General features: G+C 71.4%; 16 protein-coding genes. 7 read left to right on the top strand and 9 right to left on the bottom strand.

Annotated elements, in window-relative coordinates:
* Position 1 precedes the first annotated feature (1 nt).
* Genes ABH927_RS19980 through ABH927_RS19965 form a run of 4 tightly spaced genes read left to right on the top strand, consistent with a single transcriptional unit; the run spans position 2 to position 6804 of the window.
* The gene (locus ABH927_RS19980; RefSeq protein ID WP_370023672.1) at positions 2–2278 is read left to right on the top strand and encodes a right-handed parallel beta-helix repeat-containing protein; all 2277 of its coding nucleotides are present in this window, start codon (positions 2–4) and stop codon (positions 2276–2278) included.
* Positions 2275–4188: a right-handed parallel beta-helix repeat-containing protein gene (locus ABH927_RS19975; protein WP_370023670.1), complete on the top strand. Its 1914-nt coding sequence runs from the start codon at positions 2275–2277 to the stop codon at positions 4186–4188. Before ABH927_RS19980 ends, ABH927_RS19975 begins: the two co-directional genes overlap by 4 nt.
* A gap of 3 nt (positions 4189–4191) precedes the next feature.
* Positions 4192–5388 (top strand): right-handed parallel beta-helix repeat-containing protein, encoded by a 1197-nt coding sequence (locus ABH927_RS19970; RefSeq protein ID WP_370023668.1) that lies wholly within the window; start codon positions 4192–4194, stop codon positions 5386–5388.
* Positions 5389–5445: 57 nt separating this feature from the next.
* Positions 5446–6804, top strand: a complete 1359-nt coding sequence (locus tag ABH927_RS19965) for a UDP-glucose/GDP-mannose dehydrogenase family protein (protein ID WP_370023666.1) — start codon at positions 5446–5448, stop codon at positions 6802–6804.
* A gap of 120 nt (positions 6805–6924) precedes the next feature.
* Here the strand turns inward: ABH927_RS19965 and ABH927_RS19960 are convergent, their stop codons facing one another.
* The 3 genes from ABH927_RS19960 to ABH927_RS19950 form a co-directional block, all read right to left on the bottom strand.
* The gene (locus ABH927_RS19960) at positions 6925–7143 is read right to left on the bottom strand and encodes a hypothetical protein (protein ID WP_370023664.1); all 219 of its coding nucleotides are present in this window, start codon (positions 7141–7143) and stop codon (positions 6925–6927) included.
* 148 nt (positions 7144–7291) lie between these two features.
* Positions 7292–7930 (bottom strand): maleylpyruvate isomerase N-terminal domain-containing protein, encoded by a 639-nt coding sequence (locus ABH927_RS19955; protein WP_370023662.1) that lies wholly within the window; start codon positions 7928–7930, stop codon positions 7292–7294.
* A gap of 84 nt (positions 7931–8014) precedes the next feature.
* Positions 8015–10486, bottom strand: a complete 2472-nt coding sequence (locus tag ABH927_RS19950) for a polysaccharide lyase 8 family protein (protein WP_370023660.1) — start codon at positions 10484–10486, stop codon at positions 8015–8017.
* A gap of 334 nt (positions 10487–10820) precedes the next feature.
* On the opposite strand from ABH927_RS19950, the gene ABH927_RS19945 reads away from it, so the two are divergent.
* The gene (locus tag ABH927_RS19945) at positions 10821–11090 is read left to right on the top strand and encodes a hypothetical protein (protein WP_370023658.1); all 270 of its coding nucleotides are present in this window, start codon (positions 10821–10823) and stop codon (positions 11088–11090) included.
* 303 nt (positions 11091–11393) lie between these two features.
* Complete coding sequence (locus tag ABH927_RS19940; protein ID WP_370023656.1) at positions 11394–12152, top strand: trypsin-like serine protease; 759 nt, start codon at positions 11394–11396, stop codon at positions 12150–12152.
* Here the strand turns inward: ABH927_RS19940 and ABH927_RS19935 are convergent.
* Positions 12124–13158, bottom strand: coding sequence for a carbohydrate kinase family protein (locus ABH927_RS19935; protein ID WP_370023654.1), 1035 nt, complete (start codon positions 13156–13158; stop codon positions 12124–12126). The two genes, ABH927_RS19940 and ABH927_RS19935, sit on opposite strands and share 29 nt — an antisense overlap.
* Before the next feature lie 17 nt (positions 13159–13175).
* Positions 13176–13727, bottom strand: a complete 552-nt coding sequence (locus ABH927_RS19930; RefSeq protein WP_370023652.1) for a PLP-dependent transferase — start codon at positions 13725–13727, stop codon at positions 13176–13178.
* 31 nt (positions 13728–13758) lie between these two features.
* On the opposite strand from ABH927_RS19930, the gene ABH927_RS19925 reads away from it, so the two are divergent.
* Positions 13759–16131 carry a transketolase-like TK C-terminal-containing protein gene (locus tag ABH927_RS19925; protein ID WP_370023650.1) on the top strand — a complete coding sequence of 791 codons (2373 nt, stop codon included), beginning with the start codon at positions 13759–13761 and terminating at the stop codon, positions 16129–16131.
* 94 nt (positions 16132–16225) lie between these two features.
* On the opposite strand, the gene ABH927_RS19920 is transcribed toward ABH927_RS19925, so the two are convergent.
* The 4 genes from ABH927_RS19920 to ABH927_RS19905 form a co-directional block, all read right to left on the bottom strand.
* On the bottom strand, positions 16226–16663 hold the full coding sequence (locus tag ABH927_RS19920) for a DoxX family protein (RefSeq protein WP_370023648.1): 438 nt from the start codon (positions 16661–16663) through the stop codon (positions 16226–16228).
* A 126-nt stretch (positions 16664–16789) separates the two neighbouring features.
* On the bottom strand, positions 16790–18064 hold the full coding sequence (locus ABH927_RS19915) for an RNA polymerase sigma factor (RefSeq protein ID WP_370023646.1): 1275 nt from the start codon (positions 18062–18064) through the stop codon (positions 16790–16792).
* Positions 18065–18158: 94 nt separating this feature from the next.
* Complete coding sequence (locus tag ABH927_RS19910; protein WP_370023644.1) at positions 18159–18515, bottom strand: YciI family protein; 357 nt, start codon at positions 18513–18515, stop codon at positions 18159–18161.
* A gap of 193 nt (positions 18516–18708) precedes the next feature.
* A complete protein-coding gene (locus ABH927_RS19905; protein WP_370023642.1) occupies positions 18709–21666 on the bottom strand; it encodes a BTAD domain-containing putative transcriptional regulator in 2958 nt (985 codons plus the stop codon).
* Positions 21667–22031 lie beyond the last annotated feature (365 nt).

Below are 22031 nucleotides of genomic sequence, written 5' to 3'. Positions count from 1 at the left end.
GATGACGTCTGTCACGCGCGCCCTCCTGATGGCGGCGGCGCTGGCGCTCGGAGTGGGGAACGGCGTGGCGGTCGCGGCCGCCTCCCCCACCGACCCGCCCGAGATCGTCGTCCCGCTGGACAGCCCGACCCCGACGGCCGAGCCGACCACGGCCGACGCCCCGGCCCCGACGCCCAGCCACACCGCCAAAGCAGGCCACACGTCCAAGGACGGCCAAGACAAGGCCGGCGCGACGCCGAAGGCCACCCCGATGAAGGCCAATCCGATGAGGGCCGCGCCGACTCCCGGGGCCGGCCCGGTGCCGAGACCCGGACAGGTCGTGACGGACACCCCGGCTCCGGACCAGACGCCGCAGCCGGAAGCCACCGCGCCGCCGGAGAAGGCGGTCATGGCGGGCGACGACATCCTGAAGACCGGCATGATCTCGGCGGACGACGCCGAGGCTCAGGCCACCCTCGTGGACGTCGAGGACCAGCGGATCGTCGAGACCCGCGCCGCGCTCACGGCCCTGATGCAGACGGGCGGCGTCGCGGCCGCCCAGCGCAAGCAGCCACAGGTCTTCTCGTCGGTCCACGGCCGGACGCTGGTGCTGCCCGCGCGCAACACCGGTGCGCCGTACACGCTCAAGGACCTGATGGCCGTCGAGAAGGGCCGCTACCTGCGCCGGATGAAGGACGGCTCCTACCTGCTCGGCGTCCACGTCTTCGTGGCCGACGGGGCGACTCTGCAGTTGCGCGCCCCGCTGACGCTGCGCATGGGCAGCCTGCCGGGCTCGTTCAGCTCGATCGTCGCGTTCGGCGGGAACATCGAGATCAAGGGCACTGCGAACGATCCGGTACGGATCTCCAGCTGGGACGTCCGGACGGAGAAGCCGGACGAGACCGTGGCCGACGGCCGCGCCTACATCCGCGCCGTCGGCGGCGTCTTCGAGATGGCGTACGCGCACGTCGATCACCTGGGGTTCTGGAGCGGCCGCACCGGGGGCATCGCGCTCACCGGCACCGAACGGCCGGCCAGCGCCTACCGGCACCGCAATAAGGCGCAACGCCACCAGGACAAGCGGGAGCGTATGGCGAACGCCGGGTCCGAGAAGGGCGGGAGCAACTTCGGCGACGTCGAGACCATCCCGATCGGTCCCGGCACGGCCTCGCACGTGCTCGCGGACGAGCTGGTGTCCGGGTCGATAGAGCACAGCGTCATCACCGGCAACGCGTACGGCCTCTTCGTCTCCGGCTCCAACCAGACGCGGATCGTCGACGACGAGATCGTCGGCAGCCTGGTGCACGGCGTGTTCATGCACCGGTTCGCGAAGAACGCGAAGATCGAGGGGACCAAGGTGATCGGCAGCGGCGGCGACGGGTTCGTGCTGTCGCGGGCGACCGAGAAGGTGCGGATCACGGACTGCCTCGCCGAGCGGAACGGGCGCAACGGCTTCACCCTCAACGGCCGGGCCCTCGCGGACGGCCCGTCCGCGAGCGGCGAGTCACTGGCCGTCTACGGCGACAGCTCGGTCAACAACAGCGTCGCCCGCGACAACGCGCGGTACGGCATCGAGGTGCTCGGCGGCAGCCGGCTGGCCGTACAGACCAGCGAGGTCATCGGGGGCGACATGGGCATCGTGGTGCGCGAGGGCGCGAGCGGGGTGCAGATCTCCGGCAACAAGCTGAGGGGCCAGCGCCGCCAGGCGATCGCGCTGCGCGACGGGGCCACCGGCGCGCAGGTGGCCGGCAACACGATCTCGGACGCCCTCACCGGGATCTACCTGCGCGGCTCCAACGGGAAGATCATCGGAAACACGATCAGGACCGCACCGATGCCCAAGGCCCACGGGATCACCCTTGTCGGCGACGACGGAGCGTCCGAGATCGCCCGGAACACCATCGTCGGGGCGGGGACCAGCGCCATCAGCTCCGCCCGGGCACACGGCGACCTGAACCTGCACAACAACGACGACCATCTCTGGCACGACACGTCGTCGTTCTGGGTCAAGGCCAAGCGCTACGTGAAGCCCATGAACCTGATCTGGGCCGGAGTCATCCTCCTGGTGATCGTGTCGGCGCTCCGCTCCCGCGGCGCCGGCGATCGGCCGCGGCGCCGAACCCGGATCCACAACCCCTACGAGCGCCAGCGGGTGCTCGCGGAGCGGCCTGTCACGGTGCTGCGGCACGCCGCCGCGGCGGCGGGCAACCCGGCGCACAGCAGGGCCCATGCGGTGCACCGTTCCCCGTCGTTCCCGCTGCACGCGAACTCGGCCCCGACGGCGGAGGCCGCCGGATGAGCGGCTCACAGCGGCGGAAGGGCCGCCCCCTCCTCGTGATCCTGGTGCTGGGCCTGGTCGCGGCGGCCACCTGGTCGTACCTCTCCTACCTCGATCGCCCCGCACCGCCACCGGGCGTCGACCAGGTGTCCCAGGCGGCCGCGCAGCAGCAGTCGGCCCTGGTCGACCAGGAGGACCTGCGGATCATGCAGACCCGCGCGACGCTCTCCTCGGCGCTCGCACGGGGCGGCCCGGCCGCGGCCCAGGCCCGCATTCCGCACATCTCCAGCTCGGCCAACGGCCGGACGCTGGTGCTGCCGCAGCGCCGCGAGCCGTACCGGATCACCGACCTGGAACGCCTCGGCATGGAGCAGTTCCAGAAGCAGCAGGACGGCTCCTACCTCCTCGGGATCAACCTGTTCCTCGGTCCGGGCGCCAAGCTGGTGCTGCAGAACGCCACCGGGCCGCTCGTGATCCGGATGCGCAGCGAGCCCGGCACCTTCGTCTCGATCGTCGGCTTCGGCGCGAGCATCCGGATCAACGGCTCGGCCCAGAACCCAGTACAGCTGACGAGCTGGGACCCCCATGCCCGGACGGCGGACACCAAGGTCTCCGACGGGCGGGCCTACATGCGGGTCGTCGGCGGGGAACTCCGGATGAGCCACGCGGTCGTGGAGCATCTCGGCTTCTGGAGCGGCCCCACCGGCGGGCTGGCGCTGACGGGAAGCGACCGGCCGACCCGAAACGCGGAGCAGGTTCCCGTCCCGGCCATCCTCTCCCACCGGTCCTCCGGCCCCCAGGAGCGGGTGCTCCTGCCCAACGGGCTCCTCGTGCCGGTCAGGGGCGACGACGACGAGGTCGAGATCTCCAACGGAGCCGGCGGCGGGAAGGTGTCCTATCGGCTGCCCGATGCCAACCTGGTCACCGGCGTCATCACCGACACCAGGATCGTCGGCAACGCGTACGGGATCTTCATCACGGCCTCCGACGAGACGCGGATCATCAACGTCTCGGTCGCCGACAGCCTGGTGCACGGCGTGCTCCTGCACCGGTTCGCGCGCAACGCCACCATCGAGAACGTCACCGTGACCGGCAGCCGGGGTGACGGGTTCGTCCTGTCCCGGGGCACGCAGAACGTCACGATCACCGGCTCGACGGCCGCGCACAACACCGGCAACGGCTTCACGATCAGCGGTCTGCCGCTGGCGCGAGGGCCGTCGGCGTCCGGTGAGTCGCTGCGCAGCTTCGGCGGCAGCTCGGTGATCAGCAGCACGGCCCGCGACAACGGCCGTTACGGCGTGGAGATCCAGGGCGGCGTCAAGCCCGTCGTGCAGACCACAGAGGTGGTCGGGGGGGAGATGGGCATCGTGGTGAGCAAGGACGCCACCGACGCCCAGATCTCCGGCAACCGTCTCAGGGGTCAGCGCAGCCAGGGCATCGTCCTCCGCGACGGGGTGAAGTCGGCTCGGGTCAGCGGCAACATCGTGCGGGACACCCAGACCGCGATCTACGTACGGAACTCCACGGCCACGGTCGTGGCGAACACCGTGGAGTCGGCCTCGTTGCACGCGATCTCGGTGCTCGGCACGGCCACGGGCAGCAAGATCACGGGTAACACCCTGGGCGGCGCCGGCCGCGGCGCGCTCGACACCGGCCGGACCACGGGGGCCCCGACCGTCGGGCAGAACAACACCGACGGCTGGCAGGACACGGCAGGCTTCTGGACGACGGTCAAGCGGATCGCCAAGCCGATGAACCTGATCTGGTTCGGCGTGATCCTCATCATCGTGATCTCCGCCCTGCGGGCGCTGCGGAGCGACGGCCCCCGGGCGGGCCGCCGTTTCGTCAACCCCTACGACCGGCAGAGGGTGCTCGAGGAGCGGCCGGCCGTACTGCTGGGAACCGCCGACGCTCTAGCGGAGAGGAACTGAGCGATGCGCTTGGACATCGACCGGAAAACCGTCGTGAGCATGCTGGCCGGGTCGGTCATCACGGTGATCGTCGTGGTGGTTCTGCACGGGCTGTTCAGCGGCGGGGACGGCACGGGCACCCCGATCGAGGACATCCGGCCGACGAGCGCGGGTACACAGGCGGCGCAGCCGGAGCACGACACCTCACAAGTGGACGAAACGGATGACTCGGACAAGACAGACGACTTCGACGAGTCGGCGTCGACCCCGGCGGACGAACCGCCCGCCATCACGGTCCCCGTCGGCAAGGAGAAGATCGACTGCCCTGAGGCCACGGTTACCGTCAGTGACGCCACCCAGTTCGCCGACGCGCTCAACGAGGCCCAGCCCGGGACGGTGATCGCGCTGGAACCCGGCGTCTACACCGGCAGGTTCGTGGCGAGCGCCTCGGGGACGGAAGCGCGGCCGATCTTCGTCTGCGGCCCGCCAGAGGCGATCATCGACGGCGGCGGCGTCAAGAAGGGCTACGCCTTCTACCTCAACCAGGTCAGCCACTGGCGGCTGATCGGCTTCGGCGTCCGCAACAGCCAGAAGGGCGTGATGGCCGACCGGACCAGCCACACGATCATCCAGGGGCTGACCGTCCACCACATCGGGGACGAGGCCATCCACCTGCGCAACTTCAGCAGCGACAACACCGTGCAGTACTGCATGATCTACGCCACCGGCCTGCGCCGGGAGAAGTTCGGCGAGGGCGTCTACCTCGGCACGGCCGAGAGCAACTGGGCGGCCTTCTCCGGCGGGCAGATGGACCGCAGCGACCACAACGTCGTGCGCGGAAACGTCATCCGGGCCACGGCCGAGGCGGTCGACATCAAGGAGGGGACCTCCGGCGGCCTCGTCGTCGGCAACGTCTTCGACGGCTCCGGCCTGGCCGGGTCCAAGCACAACGACTCCTGGGTCGACGTGAAGGGCAACGGCTACGTCCTGGAGCGCAACACCGGCAGCAACACCAGCGCGGACGGCTTCCAGACCCACGAGATCGTGGACGGCTGGGGCACCGGCAACGTGTTCCGGGCCAACGTCATCGACCTCGGCGACTCGGGCGGCTACGGAGTCAACGACACGGTCGGCGGCAACACCATCGCCTGCGACAACAAGATCACCGGTGGCGAACTCATGAAAAAGGGGAGCTGTTCCGAAGCGCGGAACTCTTCCTGACTCTTCCTGACTCTTCCTGAACGCGGAACCCCCCACCATCTCAAGGAGAACACTGATATGGGCGAAGCCGAACTTCCCCGGCTGACCGTGATCGGAACCGGCTACCTCGGCGCGACGCACGCCATCTGCATGGCCTCGCTCGGGTACGACGTGGTCGGCCTCGACGTGGACCCCAGGAAAATCGAGAAACTCCAGTCCGGGGAGGTTCCGTTCTTCGAGCCGGACCTGCCCGAGCTGCTGGTCAAGACGGTGGAATCCGGCCGGCTCAGGTTCACCACGTCCTACGAGGAGGCCGCCGAGCACGGCGACGTCCACTTCGTCTGCGTCGGCACCCCGCAGCAGCCGGGCTCGGACGCCTGTGACCTCAGCTACGTGGACGCCGCCGTCCGCGGCCTGGCTCCGTACCTCACCCGCCGCTGTCTGGTGGTCGGCAAGTCGACCGTACCGGTCGGGACCGCCGCGCGGCTGAGCGGCCTGCTGCGCGAGCTGGCCCCGGCCGGCGAGGAGGTGGAGCTGGCCTGGAACCCGGAGTTCCTCCGGGAGGGCTTCGCGGTCGACGACACGCTCCGCCCCGACCGCCTCGTCTTCGGAGTCGCTTCGGAGTGGGCGCGGGAGCGCCTCGCGGCGTCGTTCCGGCCGATCCTCGACCTGGGCACCCCGTCCGTGGTGACCGACCTGGCCACCGCCGAGCTGGTCAAGGTGGCCGCCAACTCGTTCCTGGCCACCAAGATCTCGTATATCAATGCGATGGCGGAGATCTGCGAGGCCACCGGAGCCGACGTCAGCGACCTGGCCCAGGCGCTCGCCTACGACGACCGGATCGGCGGCCGGTTCCTCCAGCCCGGTCTCGGCTTCGGCGGCGGCTGCCTGCCCAAGGACATCCGCGCGTTCGCGCACCGGGCGGAGGAGATCGGCGTCGGCCAGGCGGTGTCCTTCCTGCGCGAGGTCGACGCCATCAACCGGCGCCGCCGTTCCCGGACGATCGACCTGGTCAGGGAGCTCCTCGGCGGCCACCTCAACGGCGCCAACGTCGCCTGCCTCGGCGCCGCCTTCAAGCCCAACTCCGACGACATCAGGGACGCCCCGGCGCTGGACGTGGCGCGGACCATGCATGGGCTGGGCGCCAACGTCCGGGTGTACGACCCGGCGGCGTTGGACAACGCCCGCCGCGCCTACCCCGAGCTGAGGTACGGCACGAGCGCGATGGACGTGGCCCGCGACGCGGACGTGGTGGTCCTGCTCACCGAGTGGGCCGAGTTCCGCGAGATCCAGCCCACGGTGCTGGCCCAGGTCGTCAGGCATCCCCGGATCGTGGACGGCCGGCATGCCCTCGACCGGACCGCCTGGCGCGCCGCGGGCTGGGAGTACCGCGCCCTCGGCCGCCCCCTGACCCACGCCCTTGATCACGCCCTTTGATCTATGCCCTTTGATCTACGCGCCGGCCCCACCTCCCGGGTTCCTTATGAAAGGACGCCCGGCGGCGTGGGGCCGGTGAGCCGGCCGTACGCGCTGAGATGCGGAGCCCCTAGGGGGCGACTAGGGCGCCGGCTTCGCCGCCAGGCCGGCCGCCGCGGCGCCCACGGCGTTCCAGAGTGCCGGGTCCTCCCAGTAGCCCGTGTGGCTGCCCACGCGCGGCAGCGGCTCGCCGTACCGGAACCGGCTCGTGGGCGGGTCGGGAAGCTCGACGTCGCGGCAGAGCGGGGCGGCGAGGGTGGCGAACACCACGATGTAGGTGGCGTTCACCGCCTCGCGCATCCCGGGCAGTTCGCCGCGTCTGGAAGGCCGTCCGCGGCTGGTGCCAGGCGAAGGCCGCCGCGAGGAGCAGCGCGCCGAGCGCGCTCCCCAGCAGAAGGAGGCCCAGCGACTCGGGCCATGCCCGCCGGTGCGCCTCGGGCCGCGCGGCTCAGAAGGCGGCGATGGTGGCCGGGGCGCGCTCGGCTCGGCTGAGGGCCCGCAGGACGGCGGTCGGGCCGTGGCGGCGCACGGCGAGGCGGGACAGCAGGTCGATCACCGTTTCCACGGCGCCCTGTGGGAAGGCCGGGGTCGCGATGCCCACGCTGACCGCGAGGTCGTCCGAGTGGACCGCAATCTCCATCATCCGGGTGATCAGCAGGTCGTCGAGCGTCAGTGACCACGGCCCCCACAACGGGACGCGGACCGGCCGCTCCGCCGCCGAGGCCAAGCCGTCCGTCAGCTCCTTGATGGCGGAGTCGACATGGGCCGCCAGCGCCGCGGGGCCCTCGGCCGCGAGCTCTTCGCCCCCGTTCCGGATGCGGACGTTGATCTCGTCGTCCAGGTCGGCGCCGACCCACTCCACCCGGCCGTAGTGCTCAAGGAGGGTGATGGTCTGCTCCTGCGGCGGCGGTTCAGCCAGGGCTTGCCGTACGGCGAGGACCTGGTAGGCCAGGTGAGCGGCGAGACCGCCCACGCTGAACTCGGGCAACGCGCTCGGCTCGCTCCAGGCGGCGGCGACCGCCGGTTCGCGCAGCAGGTTCGCCGCCGACCGAGCCGTGATGAGGAAATCGTCCCTGATGCCGGTCATCCCCGCACTCTCCTCCTGGCCTCGTAAGCCCGCCGCCCGCATGTGCCCGTGTCTGCTGTCCATTGGCGGCCTGCCGCTTTCCCGTTACGCCCGGGATATCACATGTTCTCGGTCAGGTCTTTCGAGAACGTTCACGCGAGATCGCGGACGACCCCGCTCGTCCACGTCGGCACGCCGGCACGCCGGCTCCGCGGCCAGGCCGGAAGCGCCGGTTCGCTGGCGGAGCCGTACGGTGACCGTCGTGGAGCCGCCGCCCTGGTCGGCCAGCCGTCCGAAGACGAGCGTGAGCTTCGCGCCGGTCGAGGCGCTCGTCAGGAGCGGATCTCCGCGGAGGACCTCGGCCACCGGGCGATCCCAGGTCACGGTCAGCTCGTCCAGGTCGCGGCGCGGATCCGACACGGTGAGCGTGGCCGTGCCGTCGCCGCTCTCCCGGACGAGGATCGCGCATGGGCCGGAGGCGGTCAGGCCGCCGGCGGCTCCGTCGTTCCAGAAGTTGACCGCGGTGATCCCGAGCGACGCGACCTGGACACCCTGCTGGCGAGCGGTGTTGACGAGCACGCGCGCCCAGCCGGGGTCGGTGGCGCGGGTCCGGGTCTCGGCCAGGCTCGCTCCCGGCAGGAGGAGATAGACATAACCGGCCGCACGGGGGTCCACCCCGTGGTCGAGCCAGAGCGCGGCGTAGCTCCGGGTCACCTGGTCCGGGCCGCCGGTGCGGTCCTCCCGCAGCGTCCGCGGACGGCCGCCGCCCTCGGGGAAGACATAGCCGCCGTTGCCTTCCAGGTGGGCCCAGCCCTCCCTCTCGTCCACGGTGAGGATCGCGCCGGTTCTGCGGTTGTCCACGATGGTCTCGACCGGCACGCCGTCCTCGCTGGTGATCCCGGCGCCCAGGCACACCACGGCGTCGTCGAGGAAGACCCACGACTTGAATGCCTCCATCGTGCTTTCGAGGCCGTTGAGGTGCTGGCCGACCGTCGCGTACATGCCGTCTGTGGCGCCGCCGACCCAGCGGCCCGGCGGGCAGGTGTCGCCCCACGCCTCACCCGCGCCGTCGGGCAGCCGCCGGGTGGAGACGGTCGTGCCCGGCAGGCGGTAGGGGTCGACGGTGGGCCAGAACGAGTCGGAGTACTGGTCGCCATGGCCATCCGCCCACCAGTAGAGCATTCCCGAGCCGGTGTGCCAGCCGCGCAGGTTCTCGCCGCTGCCGTGCTCGTAGTGGCCGATCCGGTCGGAGGCCATGCTGAGGCCCGCGCACCATCCCGGCCTGCGATGGACGGCGCGGGCGCTCATCGCCAGCAGCCGGTGCCCGGCGGGCTCCTCCAGTGCCGGGACCGTGTCGTCGTCGAGGATCGCGGCCAACCGCGCGTGGAACCCGAGGTCGCTGCTCTCGGCCGCCTTCAGCATGGGTGTGCAGGCGTCTCGCAGCGCCCATCCCTTGACCATGCCCAGCCACCGGGCCCGCTCGGCGGCGGGAGCCCCGTCCCCCGGCAGCCCCTCCCCAAGCAGATCCTCCCCCAGCAGCAGGATCGCGGAGGCGATCGCGCGCCCCCGCTTGTGATCTCCGTACGGCTCCCGCCCGACCGCGCGGCCGCTGAAGAGGTCCATGCAGAGGCCGTCGTGGACGACCGGCGCGAACGACCGCTCGACCATGTCGAAGATGTTCCGCCTGTTCGGATCGGTGATCTCCCACGGTGAGCCGCGCAACACCGCGAACAGGATCGCGAGCCCCGACAGCAGCGACGCTCCGTACGTGCCCTGATAGGGGATGGTCGTGTGCTGGACGAACGAGCCGTCCCGATAGAACCCGTCGCCCTCGCCGACGTAGGGGAAGACCGGGGAGAGCGCCGCGGCGGCCAGCGCGGCCTTCTCCGGGTCGGACCCGAGAATGGCGCGCAGCAGCATGACCATGCACAGGTCCACGCGGTTGGCAGCGGTGCTGGTGCCGCTGTAGTCGTCCAGGAGGCTTTCCGGGGCGAAGTGGTCGACGGCGTCACGCAGTGCCTCGCTCTGCCGCTCGGTCAGGTGCGGGCCGATGAGCAGGGCCGCGTCGAGGAGCTTCTTGGGGGTGCCGATCTGCCAGTTCCACCAGTTGCCGACCTGGTCGGCGTCCGCGGCGTACACCCTCGCCCGGTAATGGTCGATGCCGGCGGCGACGGCCGCGCCCAGGATCGCGTCACCGGTCAGGCCCGTCCCCGGCAACGCGTACGCGCGGGCCATGGTCTGCAGCCGGGCCGGGGTGGCGACGAGCGAGGGGAACGCCAGGCCGGACCAGAGCGACGCGCCGGCCGGCCTCATGGACTCCCGGTATCCGGCCGCCGTCCTCCCCAGTTTCACCAGCCGAGTCCGGTACGGCTCGGCCGCCGGGTCGAACCCCGACCCCGCCGTCACGTCCTGCCAGCGTCGGCGCAGCAGGGCGAAGGCGCCGTCCGGGACGTCCCTGGCCTGCGCCGGGATCAGGGCTCCAGTGGAGCGGCACGCGGCGGGCACCAGCGCTCCAAGCGCACCGGCCGCGGCGATGCCGCCGAGCTGAAGAAATGACCGCCTGGAGGGCCGATTCACGCATCGATTATCCACAGCCCCGCCGTACGTGATCGGCGGTTCAGCATCCGCCCGCCCGCCGCCCATGGTCAGGCGTGTCCGCTCGACCGGTGAGCCGTCACCCCAGGGGCAGAAGATCTTCGGAAACGGGTGACGTATCGCCTGAGTACCGGACTGGCAATCGCAGGGTCCGGGACGCGGGCGTTATGGGAAACGCGTTCTCACGCGCTGGAATGGAATGCAGGTCACCTGGCCGATTGTGGGTCAATTCGACTAGACGCGCTCGGACATGGACGTCAACCATGGATTTGTCATCGCAATCGCCCCGGTGCGAATGCGAGGAGAGGAGACGCCCATGTACGGCAAGCGCCTGACCCTGCCGCTCGGCGCAGCACTCCTAGCGGCCCTGACCTTCGGGCCCGCCCAAGCATCCCAAGCGTCAGCCGCCCCGAGCGCCCCGAAGACGGTGCTCAGCGCCTCGCAGGATGCGGGAACGAACGGCACGTCTCTCGCCAAGCCGCCTCCGGGGCCCGACCACCACAAGCGCCACCACCACCGGCACCATCACCACAAGCACCACCACGGGCACCACCACCACGGGCACCACCATCACCACATGCACTGAATGCCCAGTGGCGGTAATTCGCCGAAATAGCCGGTGAAAGTGGCCGACGACACATTCAAAACTGGATCAGCACAAATGGCCGCGCATTGGCAACCACAATGCGCGGCCTTTTGCATGCTCTCGCATCGCGCCGATAGGCGTGCGTGGCACGGCGAACCCTCCCGCACCGTCAATCTCATCGGTCACAGCAGTCGCACCGGCGCCTTCGAGAGATGTCACGTAGATCTTTGTGCCCGCCTGTGTCATATGGACCCCATGGGCGGTTACAGTTCCTGAATGCGTTTTGTCCCCTTTGTCGTGATTGTGGCTGCCCTTGTCGCGGGTGTCGCCTCACCCTCGTGGGCCATCACCAATGGATCCCCCGACGAGTCCGGGCACCCGGAGGTGGGGGCCCTCATCGCGGACAAGCAGAACGACGACGGCACGTGGTCGTACTGCACCGGCACCCTCATCTCGCCGACGGTGTTCCTCACCGCCGCCCACTGCGGCGCACGGCGGCAGAAGACCGCCCGGGTCTCGTTCGCCAGCCACTACGAGCCCGGAGCCCCCGTCTACACCGGCCGCTACGTGGCCGACCCACTGCATACGGACAAGTCCGATGCCCACGACATGGCCGTCGTCATCTTCAGCACCCCGGTCTCGGGCATCAAGCCCGCCACCCTGCCCGTCGCGGGCATGCTCGACGACCTCGAGGCCAACGGCACCCTGGAGACCACGCGGTTCACCCCGGTCGGGTACGGCTCGCTGGCTCCGACCAAGAGCAAGCACGGAAACCAGTTCACCTACACCGACACCCGCAACCTGACGTCGATCTCCTTCAAGGCCCTCACCCGCAGGTGGCTGGAGCTCAACCTGCACGAGGGCGACGGCGGAACCTGCTTCGGAGACTCGGGCGGCCCCAACTTCCTGGGCGGGCCCACGTCACACCTGCTCGTGGCCACGACGATCAGTGGAGACGACGACGCCTGCAAGGCGACCAACTACGACTACCGCCTGGACACCGCCTCGGCCCGGGAATTCCTCGGCCGGTTCGTCACGCTTCCCTGGCCGGGTCACCCGTGACTGTCGCCAGGGCGCGTGCCGCCGCGGCGGCGAGGTGCGGATCGACGGACCAGCCGGATTCGAGGGCGTGCGCGACCTGGACTCGCCGGGGCAGGGCGGTGCCCGCTCCCCGGCAGGTGGTCGCGAGGCCGCCGAGGGTGTTGGCCAGCACGAGAGCGGCCTGGTCATCCAGGTCGTGGATGAGAGCGTGGACGACTCCGGCCGCGAAGGCGTCGCCCGCCCCCGTGGTGTCGACGGGCTTGACCGGAAGTGCGGGCATCTCGGTGAAGGAGTCGCCGTGGCGCATGCGGCTGCCGAGGGCCCCCCGCTTGACCACGACGCGCCCGGGCCCCAGCCCGGCCAGGGCCTCGGTGGCCGCGTGGATGTCGTCGAGGCCGGTCAGAGCGCTCGCCTCGGCCTCCCCCACGACCAGCAGATCCAGTTGGGGCAGCAGGCGCCGGGTCTCCTCACGGGCGCCCTCGGCCCCGGCCACCGGGACGTCGAGCGTGACCGGGACTCCGGCCGCGCGGGCCCGCTCGACCGCGGCCCACGCGGCGTCGCGCTGGGGCGACGCGAGCAGCACATACCCGGACAGGTGCAGGGCCGCCGCGGCCGCCAGGAAGCCGGCGGAGAGCTGGTCCGGAGCCAGGCGGGCGTTGGCCCCCCGGTAGGCGAACATGGTCCGCTCGCCGTCGGGGGTGACCACGACGATGTTGAGCTGGGTGGGCTCCCCCGGGTCGACGGACACGGACGAGAGGTCCACCCTCTCCTCGGTCAGCGCGTCCAGGGCGAGCCGTCCGAGCGAGTCCTGCCCGACCCGGCCGGCGAGCCGCGCCGAGTTGCCCAGCCTGGCGGCGACGACCGCGGTGTTGGTGACCGATCCCCCGAGGAGCATCTGCTGGCCGCTGGCGACCGCGTCCCCGCCCACGCCGGGATAGACCGGAATGTCGAGAAGAAGATCGACGTTGATGTCCCCGAGCAGGGCCACAACCGGCGCCTCGACGACCGCATCCCCGTTGCCGCGCACGAACCGCTCCTGATCGCTCAGCTCCGCGCCAGGGCCTGGTCGAAGTCGGCGATGATGTCGCGAGCCGACTCGATCCCGGCCGAGACGCGGATCATCCCATCCCGGATCTCCATCCTCTCCTTCTGCTCGGCGGGGACATCCAGGAAGGCCATCGTCGAGGGCGCCTGGGTGACGGTGCGGACCCCGCCGAGGCTCGCGGCGAAGCTGCACAGCTCCAGCCTCTTAAGGATCTTGGCGGCGAGGGCTTCGTCGTCGACGCTGAACGACAGCATCGCGCCGTAGCCGGCCAGCTGCTCGGTGGCCGTCTCGTGCTGCGGATGCGACGCCAGCCCCGGATACCACACCCGGGAGACGCGCAGGTGCTCCCCGTGATCCTGGCGGGCGGCCTGAGCCCGGACAACGTGGGGTAGGCGATCGAGCGCGTCAGACCGTGGGGCGTAGACTCCCTCAGCCACACCAATCGCCGGAACGCCGACGGTGGCTTCAGCAAGGACCTGGAGCTGGTCGAGCGCTTCGTCGCCGCCGCGCGCGCCGCCTCGGCCGTCCCGGCCGCCGACTGACCGACTCAATCCCCCACACCTCTTGCCAGGGAGGACACGCATGCACGACCACGGCCAACGGCCCGACCCAGAGATTCTCGACGAGATTCAGCGGCGGGTGCTGTGGCTGGCGACGCGCATCATCGACGCCGCCAACCACGACCGGGACACGGCCGACGGAGTCAAGGTCGGCGGGCACCAGGCGTCGAGCGCCTCCCTGGTGACCGTGATGACGGCCCTGTGGTTCGCCCACCTGCGGGCGGCGGACCGGGTCAGCGTCAAGCCGCACGCCTCGCCGGTGTTCCACGCGGTGCAGTATCTGCTCGGCAACCTGGACAAGTCCTACCTGTCCACGCTGCGGGCGCGTGGCGGGCTGCAGTCCTACCCCAGCCGCACGAAGGATCCGGACGAGGTCGACTTCTCCACCGGCTCGGTGGGGCTCGGCGCGGCGGCGCCCCTGTTCGCCGCGGTGACCCGCCGCTACGTGGACGCCCACTTCGGGGCGCGGCCCGCGAGCCGGTTCGTGGCGCTCCTCGGGGACGCCGAACTCGACGAGGGCAACGTGTGGGAGGCGGTCGCCGACCCGGCCACCAAGGGGCTGGGCAACGTGCTGTGGATCGTCGACTTCAACCGTCAGTCGCTCGACCGGGTCGTCCCCGGCGTGCGCATCACGCAGTGGCGCGGGCAGTTCGAGGCTGCCGGCTGGCACGTCGCCGAGGTGAAGTACGGCCGGCGGCTGCAGGAGGCGTTCGCCAGGCCGGGCGGTGAGGCGCTGCGGGCATGGATCGACGCGATGCCCAACGAGCAGTACCAGTCGGTGTTCGGGCTGGCCGGCGAGGCGCTGCGGGATCGGTTCCTGGAGGGCGCGCCCGCGGAGGTGAAGGCGTTCTGCGAGGAGATCGCCGACGATGAGCTCGGGTCACTGGTCACCGACCTCGGCGGCCACGACTTCGACGCCGTTCTGGCCGCCCTCGCCGAGTGCGACGCGGTGACCGACCGGCCCAGCGTGCTGTTCGCGTACACGGTCAAGGGATGGGGCCTGCCGATCGCGGGCAACCCGCGCAACCACTCGGCGCTGATGAGCACCGCCCAGGTCGACGCGATGCGGGACGCGCTGGGGCTGACCCTGGACGACGAGTGGGACCGGCTCGACCCGCTGACCCCGGCGGGAGCGTGGGCCGCGGCGCGCCGCGAGGCGCTGACCCGGCCGGCCCGGTCCCCTCAGCTTCCGCTCGCCGTGCCGGAGTCCACCGGGATCCGCTCGACCCGGCCGGTCTCCACCCAGGAGGTCTTCGGGCGGGTGATCGTCGACCTGTCCCGCGACAAGGAGGTGGGGCGGCACCTGGTGACGACCGCCCCCGACGTGGCCACCTCGACGAACCTCGCCGGATTCATCAACCGGGCCGGGGTCTTCGCGCCGGGCGAGCACCGGAGCTGGCACGAAGACCCGCTGCTGCGCTGGACCGAGGGCCCCGGCGGGCACCACATCGAGCTGGGCATCAGCGAGATGAACCTGTTCCTGCTGCTCGGGCAGCTCGGCCTGGCCTGGGACCTGTCGGAGCAGCCGCTGCTGCCGGTGGGGACGGTCTACGACCCGTTCGTCTGCCGGGGGCTGGACGCCTTCATCTACGGCACCTACTCCGGGTCCCGGTTCGTGGTCGCGGGCACCCCGTCCGGGGTCACGCTCGCCCCGGAGGGCGGGGCCCACCAGTCCACCATCACCGCCTCGATCGGGGTGGAGCTGCCCGGAGTCACGTTCTGCGAGCCGGCCTACGCCGTGGCCCTGGACTGGCTGCTGTGCGACGCGCTGGGCCGCATCGCCGCCGGCCCCTCCGCGGCGGCCACGGCGGCGCCGTACGACGACGGGTCCTACTACTTCCGGCTCACCACCCGGCCGGTGGACCAGGCCCCGTTCGAGGCGGCCCGGGCGCGGCTCGGCGACGCCGTGCTGCGGCGGCAGGTGCTGGCCGGGGCCTACCGCCTCGTCGACGCCGGTGAGCTCGCCGCCACCGGAGCCCCGACCGTGCAGCTGGTGGGCAGCGGGGCGGTGCTGCCCGAGGTCCTCGCGGCCGCGGCCGAGCTGGCCGACGAGGGCATCGCCGCGCACGTCATCGATGTCACGTCCCTGGACCGGCTCTACACCGCCTGGCAGCGCACCCTGCGCCAGGGCGTCCGCACCGCCACGACCCCCAGCGTGCCGGGAGCCCTGCGCGCCGCGTTCGGCGAGCGCGGCGGCCGGGCTCCTGTGGTGACGGTCCACGACGCGGCCTCGCACGCCATGGCCTGGCTGGGCTCCGCCCTCGGCGTGCCCGCCGTGCCTCTCGGCGTCGACGCGTTCGGCCAGTCCGGCACCGTGCAGGACCTCTACGAGCTCCACGACCTGCTGCCGGGGTCCATCGTCAACGCCGCCCTGGCCGCGCTCTCCATGGTCTGATCCGCGGCCTCGGCCCGGACCAGCGCGAACGACCCGTGGCCCTCCGGGGCGCACGGGTCGTTCATTCGCGCGAGCCTGTACGGCCGGCCGGGAGTCAGCCCCGCAGCGAGCGGATGAGGTCCCGGGTCTGCTCCCGGCGGTCCCACGCGACGAGGGCGAACACGACGGCCAGCCCGGCAGGGAACAGCGCCCACGCGGGCTCCAGCACCAGGATCTGGGTGAGCGCCGCGCCCGCCATCAGGCCGATGAGCCCAGTGGCGGCGGCTCCGGCCAGCCGGGGAATGAGCAGGCCGATCGCGCCGGTCAGCTCGACGACGCCGGTCACGTACCGGAACCACTGTCCCCAGCCGATCAGGGTGAAGGTCTCCACCGCGTCCTTCTGACCGGCGAACTTGGGCAGCGCGGACCCCGCGATCAAGAACAGCGCGATGAAGACCTGGAGGCCCCACAGAACCCTGCGGAACACTCGCCGGCGCGCGGCGGCAGGGGCAGGGGCAGAGGAGGCGGCGGGGAGGGTGTGTGCGGCGGTCATGAGCGGTGTCCTTCCATCTCGTTTGCTCTCTGACCACGCGTCGTACGGCCGGACCGCCGATCGACACCGCCGGCGAACTTTTCTCAAAGATTTTTTCGTGGACTCCTCGGACGACATCCGCCCAGTTCAGGGGCGTGCGCAGGCGGCCGCGCGGTCCAGCAGAAGGGTGCGCTCCGGGGCGTTCTGGGTGAGGGAGGCCGCGCGTTCGAACTCGGCGCGGGCCTCCTCGTGACGGCCGAGCCTGGCGAGCAGGTCGCCGCGCACCGAGGGGAGAAGGTGGTAGCTCTTCAACGACGGCTCCTCAATGAGCGCGTCGACGAGGTCGAGCCCGCGCTGCGGGCCGTACGCCATCCCCAGCGCGACCGCGCGGTTGAGCTCGACGACCGGCGAGGGGCTGAGCCGTACGAGCACCTCGTAGAGGGCGGCGATGCGCGCCCAGTCGGTCTCCTCGGCGGTGCGGGCCTGCGCGTGACAGGCGGCGATCGCGGCCTGCAGCATGTAAGGGCCAGGCGGCGCGCCGAGCTTCTCCGCGCGCAGCAGCGCCGCGAAGCCGCGCCGGATCAGCAGTTGGTCCCAGTGGGCGCGGTTCTGGTCGCGAAGCTGGACGGGCTCGCCGGACGGGCCGGTGCGCGCCCGGGCGCGCGAAGCCTGGATCTCCATCAGCGCGACGAGCCCGTGGACCTCGGGCTCCCGCGGGGCCAGCTCGGCCAGGATGCGGCCGAGGCGCAGCGCCTCCTGGCAGAGGTCCATGCGCATCCAGGCCGTGCCGGCGGTCGCGGCGTACCCCTCGTTGAAGATCAGATAGATGACCTCCAGGACGGAGGCCAGCCGTCCGGCGCGTTCGGCGCCCTCAGGCACCTCGAAGGGCACGCCCGCCTCGGCGAGCGTGCGCTTGGCGCGGACGATCCGCTGCGCGATCGTCGGCTCCGCGACCAGGAACGCCCGCGCGATCTCCTCGGTCGTCAGGCCGCCGAGCAGTCTCAGCGTGAGCGCGACGCGGGCCTGCGTCGACAGGACGGGGTGGCAGGCGGTGAACACCAGCCGGAGGAGATCGTCCTCGATGGGCTCCTCTTCGAGGGCGGCGTCGAACTCCGGCGCCGGGTCCTCGGTCTCCAGCCCGTGCCCGATCTCCTCCAGCTTGCGCTTCAGCGTCTGCCGGCGGCGCAGCCGGTCGATGGCCCGGCGCTTGGCGATGGCCATGAGCCAGGCGCCCGGATTGTCCGGCACGCCTGACTCCGGCCACTGTTCGAGCGCCGCCACCAGGGCGTCCTGCGCGAGCTCCTCGGCGAGGCCGATGTCGTTGACCATCCGCGCGACGCCGGCGATGATCCGGGCCGACTCGATCCGCCAGACCGCGTCGATCGCCCGATGAGTGTCGGAGTGGGTCTGTGAAGCCGTCACCCGGACGATGAGAACACTCGCCCCGCCACAGGCGCAAGCCAGGCGGAGCAACCGGCCGCAGGCGCGCCGGGCCCACCGGCCGCAGGCCGCGCGCTCACTGGCCGGGCATCGGGTCCCCGGGGCCGAAGACCTGCTGGATGACGCCCTGGCCGTCACCGACGATCCGCCAGAACCGCTTGGACAGCTCGATCGCCTCCTCCTTGCTGCGCACCTCGATCAGCGCGAAGCCGACGACGGCCTCCTTGGCCTCGGTGTACGGACCGTCCGTCACGGTCACCTTGCCGCCGGAGGACTTGATGTGGGTGGCCCGGGGGTCGAGGCCGCCGGTCGCCAGCAGCACCCCGGCCCTGCTCATCTCCTCGATGAACCGTCCCATCTCGGCCGCCAGCTTCTCGTCCGGGGGGTTGCCCGCCGCCGAGCCGTCGTCCGTGGTCATCATGAGAAACCGCATGGTGGTGATCCTTCCTCGTGGCCGGGCTCGCCCCGGCCTCTGCTGACGCGTCGAACGATAGGCGGCCCGATCGACACGGCTCACAGAATATTTTCTGGATCCCCCGGACGAGTTCAGCCGTGCATGATCACGGATTGGATTGGCGCACTTCAGTGGCCTCGTACGGGAACCCGTGCATGATCACGCCGTGGGTCTAGGTGTCGCCGAGGTGGGCGTAGATCTCCTCGGTGCTGGTGTCCTCCGCTTCGGGGACACCGAGTCCGGTGAGGATGTCCAGGGCCCGCTGCCACTGTTTGCGGGCCTTCTCGTGCCGGCCGAGATCGCGGTGCGCGCGGGCCAGGCCGTGCAGGGCGCGCGCCTGATCGGCGGGGTGGCCGAGGTCGCGGGCGATGTCGAGGGCGGCCTGGTGGTGGGTGAGCGCCTCATCGGGATGGCCGGTGGCCTGGTGGATCCAGCCCAGGCCGTACAACCCCTCGAACTGTGAGTTGCGGTCGCCGATCTGCCGCGCGATCTTCAGCGTGCGCTGGTAGTAGTCGGTCGCCGGCCGGTGCTCTCCCCGCACCAGGTGGGTGAACCCGAGTCCCGTCAGCGCGCGGAGCTCCCCGACGCGGTTGCCGGTGGCGCGGGCGATCCGCAGCGCCCGCTCGAAGTGGTCGGCCGCCTCGCCGTACCTCCTCTTGTGACGGTGGACGCGTCCCAGGCCGCACAGCGCGTTGAGCTCCCCGTCTCGGTCGCCGGTGGCGTGCGCGATCTGCAGCGCGCGCTGGAAATACTCGGCGGCACGGCCGAAATGGCCCTGTGCCCGGCGGACGTGGCCGAGGCCGCAGAGCGCGGTGATCTCGCCCTCGCGGTCCAGGGTGGCGTGGGTGATCTCCAGCGCCCGCTCGAAATACTGCGCCGCCGGGGAGAATTGGCCGAGCGTGATGTGGACGTCACCGAGGCCGCACAGCGCGGCCACTTCGCGGGCCCGGTTGCCGAGGGCGCGGGCGGCGTGCAGGGCGTTGCTGTGCAGGGTGCGGACATAGGTGTAGTGGGCGCCGGTGTGCAGGTGGCGGTGCAGGGTGGCCGACAGGTGCAGGGCATGCGCGGGCCAGCCGTGCCTGGCGGCGTGGACGGCGGTGGCCAGCAGGTTGGTCAGCTCGGCGTCGAGCCATTCCACCGCACTGGCCTGGTCGCCGAGGACGGGGATGAGGCCGCCCGGCTCCCGGACCCGGGGAGGACGGCCGGCCGCCTCGTAGGGATGCGCGATCTCCATGGCGGCCGAGGCCGTCTGTATGTAGTGATCGAACAGGCGGGTCAGCGCCGTCCGCCGGTCGCCGTCGGTGTCCTCGTCGGCGAGGGTCGCGGTGGCGTGCGTGCGCAGCAGGTCGTGAAAGCGGTAGCGGCCGGGAACGGGCTCCTGCAGCAGGTGTGCGTCGACCAGGTCGTCGAGCAGCCGGCTGGCGTGCTGGAGGGTGGTGCCCGCGAGCGCGGCGGCCGCGTACCGCTCGAAGTCGGATCCCGGGTGGAGGCCGAGCAGCCGGTACATGTCCTGCCGCTCGGGGCTGAGGTGGTGGTACGAGAGGTCCATGGTGGCGGTGACGCTGAGCCGGCCGACCTCCAGCTCGCCGAGCCGGTGCCGGTGGTCGCGCAACCGGTGGGCGAGGTGGGCGAGCGTCCAGCCGGGCCGGGCGCGCAGGCGGGCGCCCGCGATGCGGATGGCCAGCGGCAGCCGCCCGCAGAGCTCGACGATCTCGGACAGCAGTCCGGGCGGCTGCCCGGCGAGGCGCTGCTCGCCCGCCGTGCGGCTGAAGAGGTCGAGCGCGTCGGCGCGCGGGAGGACGTCCAGCGAGAGCGGCCGGACGTCCTCCAGACCGGTCAGGCGTCTCCGGCTGGTGATCAGCACCAGCGAGCCGGGCGCGCCGGGCAGCAGCGGTTTCACCTGGGCCTCCTCGGCCGCGTTGTCGAGCAGGATGAGCACGCGCCGGCCCGCCAACCGGGTGCGGTACAGCGCGGCGCGGGCGTCGAGCTCGTGGGGGATCTGCTCGCCGGGCACGCCGAGGGCGCGCAGCATCTGGTCGAGGGCGTCGACCGGATCGACCGGCGACACCCCCTGCGTGAACCCGTGCAGATCGACGAACAGCTGCCCGTCGGCGAACCGGTCGGCCAGACGATGCGCGGCGTGCACGGCGAGTGTGGTCTTCCCGATCCCGGCCATGCCGTCGATGGCGCTGATCATGGGCGCCCCGGACCGGTCCGTCCGGTCCGGTCGCTCCGCCCCGTCCGCCTGATCGGCGAGGGCGCGCAGGTACGCCAGCTCCGCGACCCTGCCGGTGAAGCTGCCGATGTCCCGGGGCAGCTGCCTGGGCACCACCGGCGGGCCGGGATGGACGCCGCCGACGCCCGCCGGCGGGGCCAGGTCGGCGTGGCCGTTGAGGATCTGGCGGTGCAGCCGCTGCAACGGCGGGCTGGGCTCGATGCCGAGCTCCTGCACGAGGTGGCGGCGCAGGTCCCGGTATGCCCGCAGGGCCTCCGCCTGACGGCCGGAGCGGTACAGCGCGAGCATCCAGTGGGCCTGCAGCCGCTCCCGCAGCGGCTGCTCGGCCACCAGCGCGCCCAGCTCGGCGAGCACGTCGCCGTGGTGGCCGAGCGCCAGCTGGGACTCGATCCAGGTCTCCTGCGCGGCGAGCCTGCGCTCCTCCAGGCGGATGAGCTCGACGCCCAGCCGGGGGTCCAGCGCGACGTCCTCGAACGGCCGCCCGCGCCACAGGGCGAGCGCCCGCCGTAATCGTTCGGCGGCCAGCAGCGGCTGGCCGTCGGTCAGGGCCTGCTGTCCCTGAGCGGCGAGCTCCTCGAAGGTCAGCAGGTCGAGGTCGGCCGTGGAGACCCGCAGCTGGTAGCCGCTGGGAACGGTGGACAGGAGCGGGGGGCCGGTTCGGTCGGCGAGTCCGAGGACCTGCCGGAGCGTGGACACGTACGTCCGCAGCGCGACCGCTGCCGTACGCGGTGGCCTCTGTGGCCAAAGGGCGTCGACGAGGCGGTCGGCGCTCACGGGCCGGTTGACGTTGAGGAGCAACACCGCCAGGAGAGCGCGTTGTTTGGCCGCGCCCAGCCGGACGAGGCGGTGACTGTCGGAGCGGACTTCAAGGGTGCCAAGGACACGAAACCGCATGGCCCGGAAATATCACACATTGTTCGCATATCGGGGTAGGGCACATTTAGGACTCCCCAACGATTGGCGACGCGGCCCGAAATCCTCTCCCTAATTGATTGGGCGCAACCGCAACCGGGGTTTGCGGACCCATTCCAGGATGCCCCAGCCGGGACGCAACGCGCCTTCCATTTCCCCTCGGTTGACGCTCTCTCGGATGGTGAGACGGCCTCCGCCCGCCATGGACGCTCGCCCTATGCGCGGTCGTCCGTACGGCCCGGCGTTCATGTAAGGCCGCGCCTTTACCGGCACTTGACGACCCCGCCCCATCGTGACGGAGGAGGCGAGAGCCCCGCACCACCCAATCGATCATCCGATGGCAAGGA

This window comes from Planotetraspora sp. GP83, from assembly GCF_041262585.1.
Classification (GTDB): domain Bacteria; phylum Actinomycetota; class Actinomycetes; order Streptosporangiales; family Streptosporangiaceae; genus JAOEGB01.
This window is presented reverse-complemented; position numbering and strand designations above follow the sequence as displayed.